At 68.8% G+C, this 21,814-nt stretch carries 20 protein-coding genes; 2 read left to right on the top strand and 18 right to left on the bottom strand.

Annotation, left to right across the window (positions count from 1 at the left end):
• Positions 1-16: 16 nt before the first annotated feature.
• The 15 genes from EIZ45_RS37855 to EIZ45_RS37785 form a co-directional block, all read right to left on the bottom strand.
• Positions 17-211 (bottom strand): hypothetical protein, encoded by a 195-nt coding sequence (locus EIZ45_RS37855; protein WP_134668310.1) that lies wholly within the window; start codon positions 209-211, stop codon positions 17-19.
• A 15-nt stretch (positions 212-226) separates the two neighbouring features.
• Positions 227-1,462: a peptidylprolyl isomerase gene (locus tag EIZ45_RS37850; protein WP_240690897.1), complete on the bottom strand. Its 1,236-nt coding sequence runs from the start codon at positions 1,460-1,462 to the stop codon at positions 227-229.
• A gap of 2 nt (positions 1,463-1,464) precedes the next feature.
• Positions 1,465-3,693 carry an RND transporter gene (locus EIZ45_RS37845; RefSeq protein ID WP_240690890.1) on the bottom strand — a complete coding sequence of 743 codons (2,229 nt, stop codon included), beginning with the start codon at positions 3,691-3,693 and terminating at the stop codon, positions 1,465-1,467.
• An 80-nt stretch (positions 3,694-3,773) separates the two neighbouring features.
• The gene (locus tag EIZ45_RS37840) at positions 3,774-5,072 is read right to left on the bottom strand and encodes an MlaD family protein (protein WP_134668314.1); all 1,299 of its coding nucleotides are present in this window, start codon (positions 5,070-5,072) and stop codon (positions 3,774-3,776) included.
• A 9-nt stretch (positions 5,073-5,081) separates the two neighbouring features.
• The gene (locus EIZ45_RS37835) at positions 5,082-6,362 is read right to left on the bottom strand and encodes an MlaD family protein (RefSeq protein WP_134668317.1); all 1,281 of its coding nucleotides are present in this window, start codon (positions 6,360-6,362) and stop codon (positions 5,082-5,084) included.
• Positions 6,359-7,714, bottom strand: a complete 1,356-nt coding sequence (locus tag EIZ45_RS37830) for an MlaD family protein (RefSeq protein WP_134668319.1) — start codon at positions 7,712-7,714, stop codon at positions 6,359-6,361. Before EIZ45_RS37830 ends, EIZ45_RS37835 begins: the two co-directional genes overlap by 4 nt.
• Positions 7,711-9,009: an MlaD family protein gene (locus tag EIZ45_RS37825; protein ID WP_134668321.1), complete on the bottom strand. Its 1,299-nt coding sequence runs from the start codon at positions 9,007-9,009 to the stop codon at positions 7,711-7,713. Before EIZ45_RS37825 ends, EIZ45_RS37830 begins: the two co-directional genes overlap by 4 nt.
• Positions 9,010-9,012: 3 nt before the next feature.
• Positions 9,013-10,386: an MlaD family protein gene (locus EIZ45_RS37820; protein WP_134668324.1), complete on the bottom strand. Its 1,374-nt coding sequence runs from the start codon at positions 10,384-10,386 to the stop codon at positions 9,013-9,015.
• Positions 10,383-11,591 carry an MlaD family protein gene (locus EIZ45_RS37815; protein ID WP_134668326.1) on the bottom strand — a complete coding sequence of 403 codons (1,209 nt, stop codon included), beginning with the start codon at positions 11,589-11,591 and terminating at the stop codon, positions 10,383-10,385. Before EIZ45_RS37815 ends, EIZ45_RS37820 begins: the two co-directional genes overlap by 4 nt.
• A gap of 29 nt (positions 11,592-11,620) precedes the next feature.
• The gene (locus EIZ45_RS37810) at positions 11,621-12,364 is read right to left on the bottom strand and encodes an ABC transporter ATP-binding protein (protein ID WP_134668389.1); all 744 of its coding nucleotides are present in this window, start codon (positions 12,362-12,364) and stop codon (positions 11,621-11,623) included.
• Positions 12,365-12,519: 155 nt separating this feature from the next.
• Entirely contained in the window at positions 12,520-13,383 is an 864-nt protein-coding gene (locus EIZ45_RS37805; RefSeq protein ID WP_134668328.1) for an ABC transporter permease, read from the bottom strand.
• Between the two features lie 9 nt (positions 13,384-13,392).
• Complete coding sequence (locus EIZ45_RS37800) at positions 13,393-14,229, bottom strand: ABC transporter permease (protein WP_240690892.1); 837 nt, start codon at positions 14,227-14,229, stop codon at positions 13,393-13,395.
• Entirely contained in the window at positions 14,226-14,624 is a 399-nt protein-coding gene (locus EIZ45_RS37795) for a hypothetical protein (RefSeq protein WP_134668330.1), read from the bottom strand. The genes EIZ45_RS37800 and EIZ45_RS37795 overlap by 4 nt, the downstream gene beginning before the upstream one ends.
• A 17-nt stretch (positions 14,625-14,641) precedes the next feature.
• Positions 14,642-15,268 (bottom strand): RNA polymerase sigma factor, encoded by a 627-nt coding sequence (locus EIZ45_RS37790; protein WP_134668333.1) that lies wholly within the window; start codon positions 15,266-15,268, stop codon positions 14,642-14,644.
• Positions 15,222-16,328 (bottom strand): NDMA-dependent alcohol dehydrogenase, encoded by a 1,107-nt coding sequence (locus EIZ45_RS37785; RefSeq protein ID WP_134668335.1) that lies wholly within the window; start codon positions 16,326-16,328, stop codon positions 15,222-15,224. Before EIZ45_RS37785 ends, EIZ45_RS37790 begins: the two co-directional genes overlap by 47 nt.
• A 238-nt stretch (positions 16,329-16,566) precedes the next feature.
• Here EIZ45_RS37785 and EIZ45_RS37780 point away from each other — a divergent pair, with 238 nt between their 5' ends.
• On the top strand, positions 16,567-17,874 hold the full coding sequence (locus EIZ45_RS37780) for a cytochrome P450 (RefSeq protein WP_134668338.1): 1,308 nt from the start codon (positions 16,567-16,569) through the stop codon (positions 17,872-17,874).
• A 62-nt stretch (positions 17,875-17,936) separates the two neighbouring features.
• On the opposite strand, the gene EIZ45_RS37775 is transcribed toward EIZ45_RS37780, so the two are convergent.
• The 3 genes from EIZ45_RS37775 to EIZ45_RS37765 form a co-directional block, all read right to left on the bottom strand.
• Entirely contained in the window at positions 17,937-19,154 is a 1,218-nt protein-coding gene (locus EIZ45_RS37775) for an NAD(P)/FAD-dependent oxidoreductase (RefSeq protein ID WP_134668340.1), read from the bottom strand.
• Positions 19,155-19,349, bottom strand: a complete 195-nt coding sequence (locus EIZ45_RS37770; RefSeq protein ID WP_134668342.1) for a ferredoxin — start codon at positions 19,347-19,349, stop codon at positions 19,155-19,157.
• A 149-nt stretch (positions 19,350-19,498) separates the two neighbouring features.
• Positions 19,499-20,680 carry a LuxR C-terminal-related transcriptional regulator gene (locus tag EIZ45_RS37765; RefSeq protein ID WP_134668344.1) on the bottom strand — a complete coding sequence of 394 codons (1,182 nt, stop codon included), beginning with the start codon at positions 20,678-20,680 and terminating at the stop codon, positions 19,499-19,501.
• A gap of 282 nt (positions 20,681-20,962) precedes the next feature.
• Between EIZ45_RS37765 and EIZ45_RS37760 the strand changes: the two genes are divergently transcribed.
• Entirely contained in the window at positions 20,963-21,667 is a 705-nt protein-coding gene (locus tag EIZ45_RS37760; protein WP_205670248.1) for a FadR/GntR family transcriptional regulator, read from the top strand.
• The last annotated feature ends 147 nt before the right edge of the window (positions 21,668-21,814 follow it).

The raw sequence follows: 21,814 nt of genomic DNA, 5'->3' as shown, positions 1-21,814 counted from the left end.
GGATCGCCCGGAACTGTCAGGCGAGATCGGCGACAACGGCGATCGCGAACAACGCCGCGACCGCCTCGCAGCCCAGCGCTCCCCGCCGCAGCACCGCCTCCCGGTGCTCCCGGCCCGGGCCCGCTCCGGACAGGACCCGGGCGTTGCGCCGGCCCCATTCCCCGACGAGCCCCAATGCGCCCGCCAGCGCGAGCTGCAGGACGGCCAGCATCCACATAGGACAGACCTACTTGCCCGCCGGAGCCGGGACCGGTGCCGCGGGCTGCCCGTCCAGGCCGGTCGGCGGCGGCGCGTCCGGGTCCGCCGGCCGGTAGTCGTCGGCGTACTGCACGGCGGCCGACCGGATCTGCTGGGTCAGCCAGTCCTGCCAGCGGCTCATCAGCTGTTCGTTGGTCAGCTGCAGCTTCAGCTTGTCCTTCACCGCGTCGAATTGCGCCGGCACTGCGGGCACCACCGACACGACCTTGCCCACATTCCACCCGTGCGAGGTCTGCACCGGACCGAACACTGCGCCCGACGGCGTGGCGAAGGCGGCTTTGGCGTATGCCGGGTCGAGCTGATCCGCGGTCAGCGCGCCGAGATCCCCGCCGGAGGCGCGAGTCTGGTCGTCCAGGCTGGATTTCTTCGCGAGGCCCTCGAAAACCGCCCCCGAAGAGACCTGGCCGAGGAGTTGCTTGGCCTCGTCCTGGGTGCGTACGACGATGTTGCGGATCTCCCGCTTCTCCGGGGTGCCAAGCGAGGCCTGCCGCTTCGGGAAGGCGTCGCGGACCTGCTGGTCGCTGACCGCGACTCCGTGCGTCTGCTGGCCGAAAAGCTGGTTGACCGCCAGCATGTGCTTGATCTCGTCGAGGACCGCCTGCTCCGAGGTGCCCGCCGCGCCGAGGCCTTGCACGAAGTTCGCTTTGGCGTCGGCGCCGTCGCCGGACTGCTGCGAGACGTACCGGGTCAGCACGTCCTGCGCGGTTTTGTCGGCGACGACGATCCCGTGCTGCCGGGCTTGGCCGTCGAGAATGATCCGCACCGCGTCGGCTTTCGCGACCGCGCGGCGGAATCCGTCGAGTTTGGCCGGGTCGGTCGGGACCTGGAGCCCGTACAGCGCGCGCAGCCGGTCCGCCTCGGCGTTGAGCTGATCGACCGTGACGACCGTGCCGCCGACCCGGAACGCCGCTCCGGCGGGCAACCGCCCGGCGTCCCACCAGAAGTAACCGCCGGTTCCGCCGCCGACGAGCACCGCCAGCACGAGCACCGCGACAATCCGGCCCTTCCGGGTGCGCGGCAGCCGCACCGCGCGGCGCACCCGGGAAAGCACCGAACGGATCCAGGACTGCCGAGACGGCTCCGCGTCCTCGCCGCCGCGGGGAAGGCCGGATTCCTCTTCCACGGCCTCGACGTCGTCGTCCTCGGCCACGACCGTGGCGACCCCGCTGCGGGCGGTCTCCTCGGTTTCGTCGTCGGCTGGCATGGTCAACGCACCTCCTCGAGTGTCTTCAGCGCGGGTTTCCTTGCGGTGGGTGTTTCTCTCTTTCGCGGCGGCCCGGGCACCGACACCGCGACCACGCAGGCCGCGGACAGCAGAGCCAGCACGACGGAACCGGCGAGCAGAAGCCCGAACTGCTGGATGACCGCCAGCTTCGACACGACCAGCGCCGCATAGCCGGCCGCGGACGTGATAGCAGCGAGGACGACCGAGCGGCGCAACGCCGGGTTGCCCGTCCGGACCGCCGCCGCGAGCACGACGGTGAACTCCGCGCCCACCGCGGCGGTCAGCGAGCCGAGCGCGACAGTGATCGGGCTCAGCGGGATTCCGCCCGCCCACAGCGCGAAAAGCCCGAGCCCGGTCGCGGCCGTCGCGGCGGCGACCGCTCGCAGCGCGTCGCTCCGCCTCCGCAGGCCGACGGCGAGCACCAGTCCCGAAGCGACGATGCCGAGCACGTTGGACCAGACCCGATCGCCGGAAATCAATTCGGAACCGCGCACGGCGGCCATCGGCAACCCCGTCAGGTCCGCCCGATACCCGGCGGGCGGGTTCGGCAGCCGCCGCAGCACGTCGTCTCTCAACTGCCGCAACGCGCCCAGGTCATTGGTCCGCGCACCGAACACGAGCACGGAGCTGGTGCGGTTCTCGCTTGCCACCGCGGAGCTGAGATACGGCGGCAGCAATCGCATCCCGGCACTGACCTGCTCGGCTGTCGCGTCGCCGCCCAGGAACGTGAGAAGCGACGGGAGCGAAATAGCGGGGCGAAGCTGGTCGCCGTGCTCGGTGACCACGGAATCCTGCGCTTGCCGCATCCACCGCAGCGCGGCCGGGGACGTCACGTCCGGCCCGCGCAGGACGAGGTCGACCTCGCCGGACGATCCCAGTGCCCGCTCGACTTCGGCCGCGTCGGCCAAGGACGGCAGCCCGGTCGCGAAAGCCTCCACATTCGCCTGCAACGGCAAGGAAGGCAGCGAATACCAGCCTGCCGCCGCGAGCGCGGCGGCGAGCACCGCCATCGCGACACCGCGTTTCCGGTGCACCGCCTTGACCGGGGCAACGGGGACGGGCTCCGCGGACGCGAATCGCCGCAGCAGCAACGCGCCCGTCACCGCCGAAAGGACCACGCCTACCGAAAGCGTCATCCCGAGATCTCGGACGAACGGCAGCGGGGACACCATCAGCATCGCGAAGCTCGCAGCACTCGCCGCCGCGACCACCAGCACGGTGCGACGCTTGGCGCGCTGGACGAAGTAAGCCGGGTAGTAGCAGCCGACGCCGAGAAGCACCGACAGAAACGCCACCACGCCAAGAGAAAGCGGCTTGCCGGACCACCCGAAGAGACCGAGTGTGAGCAGGATCGAGATCAGCGTCACCAGCAGCGGCGGCAGCCGGTGCCGGCGGCGTGTCCACGGCACCAGCCACAGTGCGAGGCCAACGGAGGCCAGCGCGACCGCCCCGATCACCGGAAGCTCCCTGGCGATTTGCTCCGCGATGGACGACGCCACTGCGGGCACGCCGGAAACGGTCACCCGGTCCGCACCGGCGGGAGCCTGCCCGACCGCCGCGCGCACTCCGGCCGCCAGCCGGGCAGTCGCGTCCTGGTCCATGCCCTCTCGCGGGCGGACCAGCACCGCCACCGAATTCTGCGACGGAACCACGAAATGCCATTGCGCGCGGACCCCGCCGTCGCCGGAATACATGACCGAATCCACGAAACGCTGATTGCTCAAGGTCGGCAGCCCGGCAGGCATGCCCTGGACCAGAAGCGAGCCGTAACGGCGATCGAACTCGTCCTGTGCGCGCTGCCCCGCGGCTTGGGCCTTCTCCGGTGCCGCGCCCGTCGCGGCAGCCTCCTGGACCGCTTGCTGACGCACAGCGTCCCGGCGGCCGGTCAGCTCGGCCAGCAAGTCCTGCGCGCGCCCGGCGAGCTGATTCAGCACAGTCCCGGGCCCGTAGACGCTCGCCACGTCGGGCAGTCCGGCCAGCTTCCCTTCGAGACCGACCAGCTGATCGAGGTTCCGGCCGCTCAGCATCGCTTTGGGCGCCCGGGATTCGAGCAGCACCACGATCGGATCCCCGCCGAACGACCGCGCCTTTTCGTCGAGCTGTGTCACGCTCGGGTCGCCGGAGGGCAGAAACGACTCGACCGTCGTCTCCACGCGAAGTCTCGCCAAGCCGCCCGCGCCGAGACCGGCGACGCAGACCACTGCGAGCACAAGGCACCACCCGCGCACGGTCCAAGTGCGCGGCGCCCACCGGCGCGCGAGAGCCGCCCGCGTGGCGATCCGCTGGCCGCTCATCGCGGGGCCGGGAGCGGGTTCACGTGCGGGTACTGACCGCTGAACGGAACCGGCTGCACCGCGCCGGGCGCGGGGTACGGATTCCGTTCGTTCAGCGGACCCACGTTCGTGTTGAGCGGAACGCCGGTGACGGCTTGCCGGTTCAGCACCGGCAGCAACCGCAGTGCCTTCCCGTCCTTGTTGCCGGTCATCAGCGAGGCTCCCCAGTTCACGAACAGGTGCGCGATGTCCTGGCCGTAGGGCTCCAGGTAGGTCAGCATCGGGTTCAGCTGCAGCAGATCGTCCTGCAGCGACGGGATCAGGGCATCCAGGTCGGCGGCGGCCGGCTGAATCCGCTGCACGGTCGCCGGGGCCTTGCCGAGCACCTGGTCGAGCGCCGGGAGAATGCCGCGCAGGCCGCTCGCCGCCCTCGGCAGCTGCTCGAGGGCCGTGGTGAGGTCGGGTGCGGCCGTGCGCAGGTCCCGCGCCACCGGCGCCAGCGCGCCCGAGAGCTTCGACAGGCTCGCGGTGGCCCCGTTGGCCGAGTCGAGGACCCCGGGCAGCTTCCGCACCACCTCCTGCAAGCTCTGGCCGTTGTCCGCGGTCGCCGCCGCGAGCCGGTTGGCGTTGTCGACCAGGTCCGCGATCTCGCCCTGCCTGGTGTCCAGCGCGGCGAGGAGGGTCGCCGTGCCGCCGGTCAGCTGCTTCAGGTCGGCGGACTGCGCGGCGAGTGCGTCGAGCGCGGTCTTCCCGTTCCGGCCCAGCTGGCCCAGCCCGCTCAGCGCCCGGTCGATGTCCTGCCTGCGGTCCTGCGTGGCCATGCCGAGGGACCGCAGGCTCTCGCCCAGCGCCTGCCGGGTGCCGCCGTCGAGGCTGACCAGCACGTCGTTCAGCTCGACCGCCGGTTTGGCCGAGCCGTCCGGCAGGCTCGCCCCGTTCGCCAGCGCCGCGCCCTTGCCGTCGGCGACCTCCAGGAACGTCTCGTCGACCAGCGTCTTCTGCCGGACCTGAACAGTGGCGCCGCCGTGCAGCGGCGCGTTGCTGTCCAGCTGAAGCGTCGCTCGCGCACCGTTGCCGACGACCTCCAGCGAAGCGACCTTGCCGACGGTCACGCCGGCGATCGTCACGTCCGAGTTCTCGACCAGGTTCGACGCCTTCGGGAGGTTCAGGCTCACCCGGTAGCCGGTCTTGCTGACCAGCGGCAGCCTGCCGCCGGCGTTGACCCACAGGTAGCCGAAGATGACGACGCAGACGAGGGCGAACACGCCGAGCACGATCAGCCGGATCTTCGGCAACGCGGCATGGGGAATGTTCATCGGGACCACCTAGCGCGGGGAGTGCGGGAACCGGTACGGAGCGGCCGGCGTGGACAGCGGCAGCAGCGCGTTCGTGCCGAGCGTCTGCGGGGTCAGCACGAGGAAACCGCGCAGGATGCCGCCGTTTCCGTCTTTCATGCTGGTCAGCGATCGGGTGTTGACGAAGAACGCGCCGAGATCGGACAGGCTCGACACCGCCGCGCTCGTGACTCCGTTCAGCCTGCTGGTCGACGCTCGCAGGTCCGGGAGCGTCGCCTGCAAATCCGACGCCACCGGGCGGAGGTCCTGCACCACCGGCCGCGCCTTCTGCACGACCGGCATGCCCTTGTCGACGGTGCTGCCGAGATTGCCGACGGTGTTGCTCAGCTTGTTCAACGCTCCGGGAAGGGTGCCCGCGGCGTTCTTGAGGTTGTCCAGCGTCGGGTCCAGCTGGCCGCTGAGCGACTGCACCGCGTCAGTGGCCTGCTTGAGCTGCCGGGTGAAGTCCGGCAGCTGGCCGAGCACCGATTTGAGGTCGCCGTTGTGCGCGCCGACGGCCGCCAGCGTGGTGTTCAGATCTCCGGCGAGGCGGCCGAGCCGGTCGCCGTCGCCGCCGACCGCCTGCGAGATCTGCGACAACGCCGTCACCAGCCGCTGCAACGCGTCCCGGCGGGACTGCAGCGATTCGACGACCGGCTGCAGCTTCTTGGCCACCTCATCCGTCATCCGGACACCGCCGGGCAGGTTCTGCGGCGCGGCGGCCAAGGCGACGTCGGACTCCTGGAGAAGGGTGGCCAGCGCCTGCCGGGTGTTGTCGTCGAGGTGACCCAGGACCTCGTCGATCTGAACCGGGCGCTGTGACTGCGAAACGGGCAGCACGCCGTCGGCGTCCAGCTTCGGCGCGGGCGGGCCGCCGGGACTCAGCTCGACGTACATCTCGTTCAGCGGGCTCTTCGGCCGCAGGACGACGGTCGCGTTCTGGTACACGGGATAGCGGGAATCGATCGACAGCTCCAGCCGGGGCCGTCCGCTGTCGTCCAGGCCGGCCGCCTCGATCTCCCCCACCTGCACCCCGGCGATGCGCACTTCCTGGCCGTGGCCCGGGCTGACGCCCGGCGTGTCCTCGAACGTCGCGGAGAAGGTGAACCGGTCGTTCCACGGCCAGGAGAACCGCTGGTTGGCCAGGATGATGCCGCCGACCAGTGCCGCCAGCACGATCAACGCCGCCAGCACCGCGACGTTGCGGAACAGCCCTGGTTCGGTGCGGACCCGCTGCCAGCCCCGTCCGATCTTGCCGAGCCGCGCGTTCATCGGCCCCCCTGCTGGTTGAGGTGGATCTGCTGCTGAAGCTGGTCGAGGAAGTGCTGGAGGTTCACCGGCAGCCCGCCCGCGGTGCCCAGCCCGAACCCGACCTGGATCGCGATCGCGTGCCCGTTCGGGTCGAACAGCGACGAGGTCTTGTCCAGATTCGTCACCGCGCCGCCGATCTCCTGGTACATCGGAACGTCCGAAGTGGACTGGGCGTACTCGCCGGCGCCGTGGTACTTGCTGTACAGGAAGTCCTTGACCGGACCGTTCAGCCGGTCCAGCACCGGCCCGCGCACGTCGGAGAGAACCCCGGTCGCGTCGCGGCTGACCGGGACGAGCTGATTCACCAGCGGTCCCGCGTCGGCGAGAAGAGCATTGGTCTGCCGGACGAACGGCTCTGTCTTCGCGAGGACCGGGTCAAGGCGCGTGAGCGCGGCGGACAACTGCTTGACGGTCGGCCGCGCGACGTCCGAAGTGTCACGCAGCTTGCCGAGGCTGGTGTCGAGCCGGTTCAGTCCCGCGTCGGCGGAGCGCAGCGTCGCGGGCAGATCCCGGACTGTCGCGGCGATTTCACTGCTCTCCTCGCCCAGGGTGGAGCTGACCTTCGCCAGGTTCGAGACTGTCGAATCGAGCTGTCCCTGATGCTCGGACAACCTCGCGGACGCGGATTCCAGACCGGTGACCAAGTTCGGCAAGTCAGTGCCGGGGTGCTGGCCGCGCGCCGCGTCGAGCACGTTCCCCGCCGGTTCGAGAACGTCCGGGGCGTCCGCCAGGAGCTGGTCGATCGCCTGCCGCCCGCCGCCGCGCAACGTCTCGTCCGTCTTGCCGACCGTGTGCTGCAGCCCGGCCAAAGCGTCCGGCTGCACCGTGTTGGCCACCTGGTCGAGTTCCACCGGAAGCTGCGTCCGCTCCACCGGGATGCCGGAATCGGCCAGCTCGCCCGGAGCACCGCCCGGCTGGAGATCGACGAAGTAGTTGCCGCCCAGCAGAGTGGTCGGGCGGATCGCCGCGCTCGGCTTGGACCGCAGTTTCGCCAGCGTTCCCTTGTCCAGCTTGAGCGAAACCACCGCGCTGCCGTCGGTCTGCTCGTCCACCCCGGTGACCGTGCCGACCGGCGCGAACCCGACCTTGACCTGGGATTGGTAAGGCTGCAACCGATAGTTCCGGGCGAAGTGCGCGGTGATCGTGTCGCCGGGCGACAGCGTCGTGACGATCTGGGATTTCGCGAACAGGCCGATGCCGACCAGCAGAATCAGCACCACGAAGAGGCTGCCCAGCTTGACCGGGGAGATCCGCCGGCGAACGCCGTCCGGGCGGGCGCCGCCGAACAGCCTGCGAAGCGTCGACTCGGTCATTGGCCCGCTCCTGTCGTCCCGGCCGCCGAACCGCGACGCTGCCCGCCAGCCGTCCCTGGCGGGGCATAGGGGTCACGAGCTGCGGTCGGATCCTTGAGCCCGACCAGACCGGTCACCGATTCGGTGTCGATCGGGGTGTAGATCCGGAGGAAATGCCCTGCCGCGTCGCCGTATTTCATGGCGTCGGCGAAATCGGAGAAGAACTCGGAGATCTCCGGCGAATAGGGGGCGATCTGCTCCAGCGGCTTCCGTGCCGTGGTGACCGCGGACGTCAGCAGCGGGGCCAGCGGCCGCGCGTCGGCCAGCGTGCCGGTCAAGGCGCCGACCGCCGGTTGCGCCTGATCCGCCACGCCGGGAACCCGTTGCAACGGCGGAATGCTCTCGCGCAGCACGCCGCGGACGTCCGGAGTCGCCTTGCCGAGCGCGTTCGCACCCGGCCGCAACGCGGTCACCGCCGCCTCCGTGTCGGACAACGGACCGTGCAGGTCCCGCAACGCGCCACGGACCTTCTCCAGCGTGCCCGGCGCCCGATCCATCGTGTCGCTCAGCGGCTTTCCGTTGTCCGCGTCCAGTGCGCGCAAGGTGGTGTCCAGCCGTCCGGCCAGTTCGCCGAGTTGCTGCTGCCTTCCGGAGAAGCCCCCGGCGAAATGGTTGGCGACCTGCAGCAGGCGAGTCAGGTCCTGTCCGGACCCCGCGCTCAGCGCCCGCGAAACCGTGCCGAGGTCGGGCACGATCGCGGGCAGCGCACCCGCCGCGTCGGAAAAGTCCTTCACGTGTCCGGCCGCGCCGCCGCCGACCTCGCGGACGGTCGAGCCGAGCGCCTGCCGGGTGGGTGCGTCAAGCACCGCCAGCACGTCCGAAAGCTCTTGTGCCCCGACTGTTTTGGTCGCCGGAATCACCGCGGCCGAGTCGAGTTTGCCCGCTTTCGGATCCCCGGGATTCAGGTCGACGTACTTCTGGCCCAGCGCGGACCTCGCCCCGACGGACGCGGTCACCGCCGACGCGTCCCGGAAGACCTGCCGATCGTCGTCGAGCCGCATGGTGACCCGCGGCTTCCCGTCGACCAGATCGATCGCGCTCACCTGGCCCACCCGCACGTTCGCGATCCGGACGTCGTCGCCCGCCCGCAGCGCGCCGACGTCGTCGAACGTGGCGCGCACTACCGTCCCGGAGGCGCCGGGCAGTCCCGAACTCGCGGTGAGCGCGAGGTAGAGCGCGCCGCCGAACACGACGGCGATCGCCCCGCCCAGCAGCATGGCCCGCCGCCGCGCCCACTTCCCGCTTCCAGTGGCCATCAGTCAGTTCCCTCCGAGCAGGAATTGCAGTGCACCGTTTTCCTGGCCCTGCGACATTCCGGTGACGCTCCCGTCTGGGCCGGTCTTCGGAGCCAGCAGCCCGCCGAGCGGCGCGGGGGCCGCAGCCGGAGGCTTGCCCGCGGCCGGTGCCTGCCCGGTGGGCGCGGGGGCGGCAGTTTGCGGCTGCCCCGCCAGCGACGGCAGGAGGCCGGTCGCGATTCGCGGGTCGACGACGAACAGCGCCCGGAAGTAGTGGGAAAGGCCGTCGCTGCCGTTGGTGCTCAACGCCCAGCCGCGGACGAAGTTCATGACGTCGCCGATGTTGTTCGCCAGCTCGGCCGTGACCGGCTTGAGCGCGGCCGCGTCCGCCCGCAGCGGAGGGCTTGCCTTCAGCAGTTCCTGGGTGACCGGCCTCGCCGCGTCGAGCAGCGCCTGTGCCTTGTCGAGCACCGGCTGCGCATGCGTCAGCGCCGGGTCGGCGCTTTCGGTGAACCGGGTGATCTCGTCGCTGATCGCCTGGAGGTTCCCGGTGACCGGCCGGATGTCGGCGAGCACCGGGGTCGCGGCGCCGGCCGTCCCGGCGAGCTGCGACAACGTCGAGCGCGCTTGGGCCAGAGTCGCGGGCAGCTGGGCGAGCGTCTGCTGCACCTGCTGTTGCTTGCCCGCTGTCGTGGCGAGAAGGTTGTGAGTCGACTCGACCAAGGAGTCCAGCGTCTGGCCGTTGTCCCGCGCGAGCGACTGCGCGACCGGCTCGACGTTGTCCACCAATTGGTTCAGCGTCGTGTTCTGCTCGTTGAGCACCTTGGCGAGCCCGCTCGCGTCGGTCATCGCCGGTGCCAACGCCTTGATCGTGTCCGCGACGTGGGTGCCATTGCCTTGCATGCCCTGGCCCAGCATGGTGACCAGAGCCGCGAGCGCATCGCCGGTGTTCTGGTCGAACACGTTGAGCACCTGGTCGAGGTCGGTGTTCTGAGTCGTGTGCGCGAGGGGGATCACTCCGCCCGGGCGCAGCACCGGAGCCGCGGGCGTGCCGCGGCCGAGGTCGAGAAAGCGCTCGCCGAGAAGGCTTACCGGGCGGACCGCCGCGGTGGCGTCGACGTGCAGCGGCAGGGCTCGTTCGTCCACCGTGAACGTGACGGCCGCGTGACCGTCCACAACGGACATCGCGGTCACCGTTCCGACGGCCACCCCGTCCACTTTGACGTCGTTGCCCACCAGCAGCGGACTGGCGTCGGCGAACTGCGCGACGACAGTCTGCGGCTCGTGATGCCCCGCGGCCTCCGCGCCCAGCACCGACCAGCCGAGGCCCACCGCTGCGACCACGACGACGCTGAGCAGCCGCAACCGGCGTGCCGCCCAAGACCCGATCCGCTTCATCGCACTCCACTCCCCCACGCGTCTTTCCACGGCTGGTTGGCGTTCGCGCCGGGCAGCGGATACGGCTCGTTCTGGGTTCCCGGCGGCAGCACCCCCGGGTTGTCCGCGAACGTCGTGGCGCCCTCTTGCAGATAGAACCGGACGAAGTGGCCGTTCGCGTCGTAGTTGCCGCCGTTGGACGACCATTCCGAAACCCAGCCGGCGAGTTCCGGGGTGAACGGCCGCAGGTAATTCAGCACCGGGCCGAGGTAGCTGGCCGTGCCCGCGACCCCGGGCACCGTCTGGTGCGCGACGTCGAGCAGGCCCGGCGTGGCGTCGAGCAACTGGTTCGCTCCGGCCAAGGTCGGGGCCAGTTTGTCCAGCAGTGGCGGGATCTGCTGCAGCACCGGCGAAAGCTTCCTCGCCACCGACGGCAGCTGTTGCGTCGCCGGTTGGAGGTCTTGCAGCAGCGGAACCGCCTTGTCCGCGGTCGCCGGCACAGTGCCGAGCACCCGGTTGGCAGTGTCCAAAGTCCCCGGAAGCTGTTTGAGCGTGCTCGCCAGCTGCTGCCGCTGTTGAACCGTCAGCGCCGTCGTCTTCGACAGCGAGTCGATGATCGCGCGCACGTCTCCGTCGTGTTTGGACAGTGTCCCGACCATCGAGTTGACCTGGGTGACGAGATCGCGCACAGCGGGGCCGTCCCGCCCGATCCCGCTCAGCACCTGTCCGAGGGACGACAGCGCGGGACCGGCGGCACGCAAGGTGTCGCTGGCGTTCCGCTCGTTCCCGTGCACGGTCTGGTCGAGCTGGTTCACCAACGACGAGAGGTGCTCGCGCGTCGGCTTGTCCAGCGCGGCCAGCACGTCGTCGAGGTTCGTCGGAGCGATTTGCGAGCCGGGGAGCATCCCGCCGTCCGGGATCGCCGCGTTGGCGGGCGCGCCGTCCTTGATTTCGACCCACCGCTCCCCCAGCAGGGCTTTCCACTCCACGGTCACCTTCGCGCCGTCGTGCAGCGGGGCGCTCTTTTCGTCGAGCGCGAGCCGCAGCATCGCTTTCCCGTCCTGGACCGAGATCGACTCGACCTTCCCGGCCGGAAAGCCGTTCATGGTGACCTCGCCGCCCTCGTGCAGGTTCGTCGCCGAAGCCAGCACGACGCCCACTCGGTAGACCCGGCTGTCCACGGCCCAGACGAGGCCCGCGGCCACCAGGACGGCGACCGCGATCACTCCAGCAAGCACTCCTCTGCGCACCGGAATCAGTCCATTCCCAGCGGCCCCGCGGAATCACCCGCGAGGAACTGCCGGACGAACGGGTCCTGCGACGCGAACGCCTCCTCGGCCTCGCCGTAGTGCACCACTTTGCCCTTCCAGATCAAGCCCACGTAGTCGCTGACTTTGCGCGCGCTGCGAATGTCGTGGGTCACCACGAGATAGGTGCCCTTGTGCCGCTCGTGCATCTGCAGGATGAGATCGCACAACAGGCTGGTGCGCACCGGATCCAGCCCGGAATCCGGCTCGTCGAACAACACGATCTCCGGGTTCATCACCAGCGCCCGCGCGAAGCCGGCGCGCTTGCGCATCCCGCCGGAGATCTCGCTCGGGTGTTTGGTCAGCGCTGCTTCGAGGCCCACCTCGATCAGCCGCTCCATGACGATGTTCTCGATCTCGGCCTCGGGCAGATCGGTGTGCTTGCGCAACGGGAACGCGACATTGTCGTAAATGTTCATCGAGCCGAACAGCGCGCCGTCCTGGAACAGCACCCCGAACCGCTTCCGCAGTTCGTAGCGCTCGTGCTCGCTTATCCGCCAGATGTCCTTGCCGAAGATCAGCACCTCGCCGTCGTCCGGTTCGAGCAGTCCGACCAGATGCTTGATGAGCACGCTCTTGCCGGTGCCCGAAGGGCCGAGGACAGTCGTGATCGCGTCGTTGGCGAACTCCAGATTGAGCCCGTTGAGCACGTGGAAATCGCCGAACGCCTTGTGCACGTCGCGCACCTGCATCGTGTGCGCGGGCCTTCCGACCGCCGGGGCGACGCTCCCGAACGGAACCGTCGGGTCCGGATCGGACACCGCCCGCGCGGCGGGGATCTTCGCGCTTCCGGAATTCACCGGACCTCCTCTTCGTCGGCACAGCTGGGGGTTTCGGGGACGGGCGGCTAATTCGCGATCGGCGCGTTCGGGCTGAGCCCCCAGAACAACTGGGTGCCGAGCAATCCGACGACGTGGATCAGCACCATGGACAGCATCATGGATTTCGCGGTGTTCTTGCCGACGCCGACCGGCCCGCCGCCCGCGGTGTAGCCGTAATAGCAGCCGACGAACACCACGACGGTGCCCATCGCCAGCGCCTTCGCCAAGGAGTACAAGAAGTCCAGCGGATTCTGGAACAGCCAGAAGGTGTACAGATAGCCGCCGGAGGAGACCCCGCTCAGCTGGACGACCGTGACCAGGTACATCGACAGGTACATCAGGCCGAGCCCGACCGTGAACAGCAACGGCATGGCGATCCAGGTGGCCACGATCCGGGTGCCCACGAGGTAGCTGCGCGACCGGATCCCCATCACCTCCATCGCGTCGATCTCCTCCGCGATGCGCATCGACCCGATCTCCGCGACCAGGCCGCAGCCGACCTTCGCCGCGAAGATGTAGCCCCACATGTACGGAGCCATTTCCCGGGTGCCGCAATAGGTGTTGAAGATCCCGCTGTAGATCGGCGCGCCGATCTGCTTGAGCGTGTAGCTCGCTTCCAGCCCGCACACCGAGCCCATCACGAACTGCATCATCCAGATGATCAGGCCGCTGGACAGGATGAGAATGCCCGCCTGGTGGAAGATTTCCGAGAAATAGCGGCGAACCTGCGGCAGCGCGCGGGCGGTCTGCCCGGAGAACCGGGCGATCTCTCCGCCGGTGGCGAGCGCCTCGCGCATTTTCGCGCCGATGTTCGCCGCAGAAATGTGGACGTCAGGCGGTTTCGGCGCGCGCGACACGCGTGCCGGAGGGAGGTCTTCGTCGATCGACATGCGCCGGCCTTACTTGTAGACCTGCATCTGCGGGTTGAGCCCGAGCAGGATGGTCGTGAAGACGTAATCGATGATCCAGATGGCGGCGAACGCGCTCACCACCGCCTGGTTGACCGCGCGGCCGACCCCGATCGGGCCGCCCTTCACATGGATGCCCTTGTAGCAGCACACGACGCCGATGATGAAACCGAACACGGTCGTCTTGGCCACGCTGCCCCAGATGTCGATGGTCGTCGCGTTGTCGAAGAAGCTGGCGAAGAAGCTCGCCTGGTTCGCCCCGAAGACCACCACCCCGGCGAGATAGCCGCCGACGACGCCGAAGACCAGCGCCACCAGGTCCATCAGCCCGGTCATGAAGGTGACCGCCAAGACCCGGGGCAGCACCAGATCCCGGATCGGGTCGACGCCGAGCACTTCCATCGCGTCGATCTCTTCCCGGATCCGCCGGGCCCCGAGGTCCGCGGTCATGGCGGTGCCGACCACCCCGGCCACCACCATCGCGTTGATCCACGGCGCGAACTCGCGCACGCTCGCCATGATGAAGAACGAGCCCAGCCGCTCCGGAATGCCGAACAGCAGGAAGATGTTGCCGCCCTGCAAGCCCGGCGCGCCCAGGCCGAACGCCGTCGTGGACACGGCCATCGGAAGCCAGCACAGCCGGAGGATGCCGAACATCTGGTCGCGCACCGAACCCCAATAGCCGACCGGATGCCGCACCGCCGACCGCACCACCTCGCCCGCGAGCTGCACCATCTCGCCGGCTTCCGCCAGCGGGGAACCAGTCTTGGCGAGGAACCCGCCGCCGAGCGGCTTCCGTTTCGGCTTCGCAGCCGCTGGCGCGGTCATGTCCGCTCCCTTCGCCGGGCTCCGGCGAAGCCCGCCGCCGCGCCCACCGCGAGCGCGACCGCGGCGGTCAGCCCGATCCAGCCGAGCCCGGCGGCTCCGCCTCCGCCCGCGAGGACCAGGGGCAGAACGAGGAGATACGAACTGACCGCAGCCACTATGCCTTGCACCACCGGGTGTTCGCTGCCGCCGACCCGCACGCCCGCGACGGCGAATGCCGCCACCGCCACCGCCGACAGCCAGCAAGGCCCGATGACGGGGAGCCGTCCGGCCAGCGGCGCCAGCAAACCGCCGAGCACCAGCACCGTGAATCCCCGGGAGCAGCCGCGAATCAGCGCCTCGGCGTCGATCCCGCCCCAGAGCGCGAGACCGGTCCGGTCGCGGTGAGCTGAACTCATCGTCCGTTTCCTTTCTGTCACGCCGAGACCTCCTCCGGCGCGAGCAGTTCGGCGAGATTGCGCGTCGCGCGCAACTGCAGCTGCCGCAACGCGGTCCGGCTGCGGCCCAGTGCGAGTGCTGTCTCCGCAACCGAACGACCCTCGAGAAATCGCAGGTACAGACACTCCCGCTGGGCCGGGGCGAGTTGTGCCAGCCTGGTCCAGACCACGTCCCGGGCCAGCCGCCGCAGCACCAGATCTTCCGCGCTCGGTTCGGCCGGGCCGGTGTCGTCGGGCGCGCTCACCGGTGTCACCGAGCGCTGGTACCGGGACTTCGCGTGGTCGAAGACCATATTCCGGCCGATCGTGAACAGCCAGGCGCGGAACTTTCCTTTCTGGAACCGCACCCCGTCCAGCGATCGAAGCATCCGCACGAACACTTCGCTGGTCAGGTCGTCCGCGAGGTCAGGACTCGCCACCTTCGACCGGATGAAGCGCCGCACCGCGCCGACGTGCGCGCGGTAAAGCGCCGCCACCGACTCGATATCGCCGCGCCGCGCCGATTCGAGCAGCGCCCAGGACTCCTCGTCGGGGAAGAAGTCCCGCTCCCGCAGCGGATCAGAATCGGATGACGCCGCGGATGTTGCGGCCGGCGAGGAGATCATCGTAGCCCTCGTTCAGGTCCTCGAGCCGGTATTCGGTGGTCACCAGCTCGTCCAGTTTGAGCAGGCCCGCGTTGTACATCTCCAGGTATCGCGGGATGTCGAACCGCGGATTCGACGACCCGAAAAGCGCGCCGCGGATGGACTTCTCGTACAGCGTCAGCTCGAACAGCGAAGCCGCCACCGAGGTTTCGGCGGGATGGCCGAGCGCCGTGACGACAACCCGGCCTTGCTTGCCGACGAGGCTCAGCGCTTCCCCGACCTGGTAGCCCTCGGCGTTGTCCGTGGTGATGATGCAGGCGTCCGCCAGCCTTCCGCGCGTGAGCTCGGTGATCGCCGGCAGCGCGTCGGCAACTGATCCGAACGTGTGCGTCGCACCGAATTCCTTGGCCTTGTCCCGCTTGAACTCTTGGGGATCGATGGCGACGACGTAGCTGGCGCCCGCGTTCTTCGCGCCTTGAACGGCATTGACCCCGATGCCGCCCGCGCCCATGACCACCGCGCAGTCGCCGTGGCGAATCTCGCCCTTGTTCACCGCGCTCCCATAGCCCGTCGGCACGCCGCAGCCGACGAGGACCGCCTTGTCGAGCGCGGTGCCGGGATCGACCTTGACGACCGACGCTTGGGGCACGACGGTGTACTCGGAAAACGTGCCCAGCAAACACATCTGGCCGACGCCCTGGCCGCGGCTGTGGAACCGGTGCGTGCCGTCCAGCTGCGGACCGAGGATCACCGACGCGCCCAGATCGCAGAGATTGGTCATTCCCTGTGCGCAGTAGCCGCATTGCCCGCAGGCGGGCAGGAAGCTCAGCACCACGGAATCGCCCTCTTCGACACCGGTGACCCCCGGCCCGACTCCGGCCACGACGCCGGCGCCCTCGTGCCCGCCGACCACCGGATAAGGCATCGGCATGTCGCCGGTCACCAGGTGGTAGTCCGAGTGGCACAGCCCGCTCGCGGTCAGCTTGACCAGTACTTCGCCGTCCCGGGGCGGATCGAGTTCGATCTCCTCGATCTGCCACTTCTCCTTCGGCCCCCAGATCACCGCGGCCTTCGTCTTCATCGTGCTGCTTCTCCCTCTGCGTTGAGGTCGCCCCACGGGCTTGTGCTGCCGATCGATGTTTCCCCTGAAGCGCGGGCCCGGCATCTTCCGTGCGGGGTAGTTTCGCGGTCCTCCGGGGGATAGCCGCGCGGCCCGGACGGACGGGGGACGCAAAGCATCCCCTTCGGGAGATGTCTCCGGACCCGGCGGCTTCCTACCATCGGCCGGAATCCGTTATGCCGACGGCACAGGAGGAACAATGTCCAGCGCCACCAGCGAGCAGGAATCGACTCGCATCCCGGATGAGATAGCACGGGCCGTCGTGCTACCGGAGTCCTACGGCGACGAACAGAACGTCACCTACCCCGCGTTCGCGTGGCTGCGGCAGAACATGCCAATCGGCCAGGCGTTCGTGGACGGCTACGATCCGCTGTGGCTGATCACGAAGTTCGACGACATCATGACCGTCGAGAAAAACCACGCGCTGTTCACCGCGGGCATGAACAACCCCATCCTCAACACCCAGGCGGGCGACGCGTTCCTCCGTTCGCTGACCCCGGACGGGTCGACCCGCTACCTCGACGCGCTGCCGTTCCTCGACCCGCCGGAGCACACCCAGGTCAAGGCGGCCACCAGCAACTGGTTCGTGCCGAAGAACGTGGCCAAGTACACCGAGAAGATCCGCGCGATCGCCAAGGAGGACGTCGACAAACTCCTCAGCGGGCCCGACGAATGCGACTGGGCGGCCGATTTCGCGCTCTACTACCCGCTGCGGGTGATCCTCGGCCTGTTCGGCATCCCGCAGGAAGACCTGCCGCTGATGCTCAAGCTCACCCAGGAGTTCTTCGGAGCCAACGATCCGGACGAGAAACGCGATGACGTCGAGGTCAGCCCGGAGGCCGCCGCCCGGCAGTTCCAAGCCGCGTTCGCGGACTTCTTCGCGTATTTCGACCAATTCACCGAAGACCGGCGAGCCGCCCCGCGCGACGATTTGATGTCGGTGATCGCCAACGCGAAGGTCGACGGCGAGTTCCTGCCCCAGGCCACCGTCAACGGCAGTTACCTCCAAGTGGCGACCGCGGGCCACGACACGACCTCGTCGACGATTTCCGGCGTGGCCATCGCGATGGCCCGGCATCCGGAACAGTGGCAGCGGGTGCGGGCGGACCGTTCGCTCATCCCGAAACTGATCAACGAGGCGGTGCGCTGGACCTCCCCGGTGAAGCACTTCATGCGCAGTGCCTCGGAGGACACCGAACTGCACGGCGTCCGCATCCGCAAGGGCGAACGAGTCATGCTGAACTACCCGTCCGGCAACCGCGACGAGGACTACTTCGACAACGCGAACGCGTTCGACCTCGACCGGTCTCCCAACAAGCACCTGGGTTTCGGCTTCGGCGGCCACATGTGCATCGGCCAGCACATCGCCCGGCTCGAAATGGAGATCCTGTTCGAAGAGCTCGCCGAGAAGATCGAGAAGTTCGAACTCGTCGGCGAGCCGAAGCCGATCAAGACGAACTTCGTGTCCAGCTTCAAGAGCGTCCCGGTGAGGTTCACCAGGGCCTGAACGGCCTGTACGGAAAGGCCCCGGGGAGTCCGCGCTCCCCGGGGCCTTCTCGTGCGCGCAGTTCAGGATTTCGTTTTGGCCGCGCCGAATTCGACCGCGCTCGACCAGGCCTCCCGGTTCGCGATCATGCGGCGGAACTTCATCACGAGCGTGGGGCGGTTGACCGTCAGCGCGCCGGTCACCCGATCTCCGCAGCGGTAGAGCGCCAGGAGTTTCCCTTCCTCCCAGCCGCGGTCGACGATCGCGATCTCGTCCGCCTCCGGCTCGCCGACGAACTGGATCCGGCTGTCGTACCAGTCCGACCAGAAGTACGGGACTGTGTCGTACGGTTTGGCCGTCTGCGGCGCGAGCGCGTTGCGAGCGGCCAGCACTCCTTGCTCGGCCGCGCTGGTCCAATGCTCGAGCCGCAGCCGCCTGCCGAACAATTCGCTCTCCCACTGGCACACGTCGCCCGCGGCATACACGCCTGGAACAGATGAGGCGAGCGTGCTGTCGCACAGGATCCCGCCGTCCCGCGGATCCAGCGCAAGTCCGCTTTCCCGCAGCCACCAGGTCGCCGGTGCCGCTCCGATCCCGACCACGACCAGGTCCGCGGGAACCTCGGTGCCGTCGGTCAGGGTCACCCCGGACACCGCGCCGTTCCCGTTGAGCCCGGCGACCCCCTGCCCCAGCCTGAGATCGGTACCGGCCTGGAGGTGCAGGCTGGCAAGCAGTTTCCCCGTCTCCGGCCCGACCGAACGAGTCAACGGCACCGGGGCAGCTTCGATCACCGTGACCGGAAGGCCCCGGTTCCGTGCCGAGGAAGCCACTTCCGAACCGATGAACCCGGCGCCGATCACCACGGTGCGAGCCCCAGCGTCAAGCGCGGCTCGCACTTTGCGTGCGTCGTCGAGCGTGCGCAAAGTGCAGACGCCCTCGAGTCCTTCCGCGCCCGGGACAGTGCGCGCCTCCGCTCCGGTCGCGATCACCAAGGCTTCGTAAGGGATTTCGCGTTCGCCAGCGCATACGACGCGCGCGCGTGGATCGAGCCCCGTCGCTGTCGTGTCGAGCCGGAGCTCGATTCCCCATTCCTCCCTCAACGCGCGCTCGTCCCGGTACACCGGATCCGCCGGTTCCTCCGCACCGAGGAACTGTTTCGAAAGCGGAGGCCGGTCGTAAGGAAGATGTTCTTCGGAGCCGATCAGCGTGATCCGGCCCTCGTAACCGGCTTTCCGAGCCGCTTCGGCGGCCCGGAGTCCCGCCAGCGAAGCACCGACGATACTGAGCCCTGCGCCGCTCATTCAGTCCTCTTCGACCAGCAGCGCGCCCGTCGGGCAGCCTTCGACGGCGTCGAGCGCAGCTTGCCGGAACTCGGCGCCCGGCCGGTCGTCGATGATGGTCAGCGAGCCGTCGTCCTGGACCTCGAACAGGTCAGGGGCAACGGATTCGCAGATGCCCAGAGCGGTGCACTTGGACCGGTCCACAGTGATTTTCATCGGAACTCCACCCACTTTCGCGGAAACGACGCGGCCGTGACGACGGCCGCGCTCCACGGTAAGAGGGCATCGGCTCCGATTCATCGCTCGCCGGAGGTGTTTCCCTTCTCCCGACCGGGAGAGGCCTGCCCGGCGAGCAGGCGCCGCGGCTAGGCTTTCCGCATCATCAGGTGGTAGCGGGACACCGCCTCGGCCCGGTTCGCCGCTCCCAGTTTGCGCAGGATGTGCTTCGCGTGCGTTTTCACGGTTCCTTCCGACACGAAGAGATTTCCCGCGATCTGCGCGTTCGTCTGCCCCAGTGCCATCTGCTCCAGCACCTCAGCCTCCCGCCGGGTCAGGCACATGCCGCCGACCCCTTCAGCCCGCGGCGAGGACGCCGCGGCGCCTTCGTCCGGCCACAGCTTCTCGGATTCGGCGAATTCGTCGATGAACGCGCTCGCCGCGCGGTGCTGGTCGTCGAGCTTCCGCCGGAGACCGCGCAGCCGTTCGTGGAACATCGTCCGCTCGATGGCGAAACCCAGCCCCTCGGCCGCCGTGCCGATCAGCTCCCGGTCCGCCTCGTCGACTGTGCCGGTGTCGAGGTTCTGGTCTCCGTGCACGAGACCGGCTACCTTGCCCGAGACCATGATCGGCGCGGAAACGTACGCGTGGCAAGAGATCAGCGAACGCAGCTGGGGATGCACCCGCGAGTTGTTCTCCGCGTCGTGCACCAGGATCGGAGCGCGCTTGCGGACCATCTCGGTCTCCACCATCCCGCCGGTGAGAGTTCCCGGATGCTCGTTCCCGACCCGGACCATGGCCTGCGCCAGCTCGGTGTGGCCGACCGCCTCGGCGGAACGCGCGATCCACTGCCCGTCGCTCACCCGCGACACCAGCACCCGGCCGAGCCCGAGCCGGCAGACCTCGCCCGGAATACGGTCCACCAGGTCCGGCACGCTCGAGTAGAGACGCAGGTTGTGCAGGAACGCCGAGATCCCGAACATCCGGGACTTCCGTTGCGCCGCAACCGAATTGCGGAAGGACGAACGCACCGCGCCCAGCTGCAGGAAAGCGGCGAGCATGCGGGCCGTGTCCGTGTCGCGGCGTCCGGTCGACCACCGGCCCCAGCTTTCCGCCAGCGCCTGTTCGGCGGCACTCATCCCGGCTTCGAGCGTCGCGGGTTCCCGATCCGGCACCCTGCCGTAGGAGACGTCGTCGCGGACGATGCCCTCGACTGCCGACAGCAGTGCGAGCACCCGCTCCGCTTCCCGCTCCGCCCAACCGTCCGCGGCGACCGCTCCCCGATCGTCCCGGCCACTGTCCGAGGCGTGCTCTCGACGATTCTGGACCACTTTGTCCGTCCTCTTTCTCCAGCTCGAACTCACGGCGCGGACCGACCCGCTCCCGGTCGGCGAACCCGCTCCCGGCCGTCGCGCGGACTGCCTGCTCCGGCGCTCCGCGCGACGTTCGCCACATGCTAGGTGTTCCTTAACACAGGTTCAAGGCGATCGGTGAATGTTTCCGCTTTCGAGTGCGTCATAAACAAATCCCCCCAGCTTATGAGCTACGGCGAGCTACCGCACACACTCAATTGTAGTAACATTTTTGGCAAGAATTCCGGCAAGGAGGCGCTCGTGGAGCCGAACGCACCCCAGTCACCGGCGCGGGCGTCCCGCGCCCAGCAGGTGGCCGCCGAACTGGAAGCGCAGATTCTCGGCGAACGGCTGAGCGCGGGCACCCGGCTCGCACTCCGCACCGAGCTCATCGTCCGGTTCGCGGTGAGCGCGCCGATCATCAACGAAGCACTGCGTATTCTGCGCGAGCGCGACCTGATCATGGTGAAGCCGGGCCCGAACGGCGGCGTCTTCGTGGCGAACCCGCCGCCGCAGGTCCGACTCGGCGGAATCGACCTGTGGTTCCAGGGATTGCATGTCGAACCGGAAGCTCTCTTCGAGGCACGCGAACACCTCGACCGGCTGTTCGCCACCGTCGCACTGCAGCGCGCGACCCCGGAGGACCTGCGCGCCATGGAATGGGCGCTCGACGAAATGCGGGAACTGCGGCACGATCCGCGCGGCTGGCTGGGCGCGGCGATGCGGCTGCACCTCGCGATCGCCAGGGCGTCCCGCATCGAGGTGCTGACCGGGATGTACCAAACGGTCGTCACTACCCTGCAAGCGACGATGACCCGCGCGGCGTTCGCCGAGGGCCTCGAGGAACGCCGCAGGCGCAACTTCGCGCTGCACGCCGAGATCGTCGCCGCGATCCGCGACGGAGACGCGGTCGCGATGGACAAGCTGCTCGGCTTGCACGAGCAGGACTTGGTCCGCATGGCCTGATCTCACGCCCGGCTCCCCCGCTCATCGTCGAGCAGCAGTACCCGCGCTATGGTACAAACATCATACCAAACCGTCAACGGCTCGGTTTCGCCGCGCCGAGACCGGCGCCCGGCCGCTCGCCTCCGCGCCCGGCCGGAGTTCGCCCTG

It is taken from the genome of Amycolatopsis sp. CFH S0740 (genome assembly GCF_004522315.1).
Classification (GTDB): domain Bacteria; phylum Actinomycetota; class Actinomycetes; order Mycobacteriales; family Pseudonocardiaceae; genus Amycolatopsis; species Amycolatopsis nivea.
This window is presented reverse-complemented; position numbering and strand designations above follow the sequence as displayed.

What these genes read in the sequence shown, in the direction of transcription:
- EIZ45_RS37795 (WP_134668330.1), bottom strand. Translation starts at nt 14,624, where the DNA reads ATGAGTTCAGCTCACCGCGACCGGACCGGTCTCGCGCTCTGGGGCGGG.
- EIZ45_RS37825 (WP_134668321.1), bottom strand. Translation starts at nt 9,009, where the DNA reads ATGGCCACTGGAAGCGGGAAGTGGGCGCGGCGGCGGGCCATGCTGCTG.
- EIZ45_RS37770 (WP_134668342.1), bottom strand. Translation starts at nt 19,349, where the DNA reads ATGAAAATCACTGTGGACCGGTCCAAGTGCACCGCTCTGGGCATCTGC.
- EIZ45_RS37775 (WP_134668340.1), bottom strand. Translation starts at nt 19,154, where the DNA reads ATGAGCGGCGCAGGGCTCAGTATCGTCGGTGCTTCGCTGGCGGGACTC.
- EIZ45_RS37835 (WP_134668317.1), bottom strand. Translation starts at nt 6,362, where the DNA reads ATGAACGCGCGGCTCGGCAAGATCGGACGGGGCTGGCAGCGGGTCCGC.
- EIZ45_RS37850 (WP_240690897.1), bottom strand. Translation starts at nt 1,462, where the DNA reads ATGCCAGCCGACGACGAAACCGAGGAGACCGCCCGCAGCGGGGTCGCC.
- EIZ45_RS37780 (WP_134668338.1), top strand. Translation starts at nt 16,567, where the DNA reads ATGTCCAGCGCCACCAGCGAGCAGGAATCGACTCGCATCCCGGATGAG.
- EIZ45_RS37800 (WP_240690892.1), bottom strand. Translation starts at nt 14,229, where the DNA reads ATGACCGCGCCAGCGGCTGCGAAGCCGAAACGGAAGCCGCTCGGCGGC.
- EIZ45_RS37810 (WP_134668389.1), bottom strand. Translation starts at nt 12,364, where the DNA reads ATGCAGGTGCGCGACGTGCACAAGGCGTTCGGCGATTTCCACGTGCTC.
- EIZ45_RS37790 (WP_134668333.1), bottom strand. Translation starts at nt 15,268, where the DNA reads ATGATCTCCTCGCCGGCCGCAACATCCGCGGCGTCATCCGATTCTGAT.
- EIZ45_RS37840 (WP_134668314.1), bottom strand. Translation starts at nt 5,072, where the DNA reads ATGAACATTCCCCATGCCGCGTTGCCGAAGATCCGGCTGATCGTGCTC.
- EIZ45_RS37830 (WP_134668319.1), bottom strand. Translation starts at nt 7,714, where the DNA reads ATGACCGAGTCGACGCTTCGCAGGCTGTTCGGCGGCGCCCGCCCGGAC.
- EIZ45_RS37785 (WP_134668335.1), bottom strand. Translation starts at nt 16,328, where the DNA reads ATGAAGACGAAGGCCGCGGTGATCTGGGGGCCGAAGGAGAAGTGGCAG.
- EIZ45_RS37855 (WP_134668310.1), bottom strand. Translation starts at nt 211, where the DNA reads ATGCTGGCCGTCCTGCAGCTCGCGCTGGCGGGCGCATTGGGGCTCGTC.
- EIZ45_RS37820 (WP_134668324.1), bottom strand. Translation starts at nt 10,386, where the DNA reads ATGAAGCGGATCGGGTCTTGGGCGGCACGCCGGTTGCGGCTGCTCAGC.
- EIZ45_RS37805 (WP_134668328.1), bottom strand. Translation starts at nt 13,383, where the DNA reads ATGTCGATCGACGAAGACCTCCCTCCGGCACGCGTGTCGCGCGCGCCG.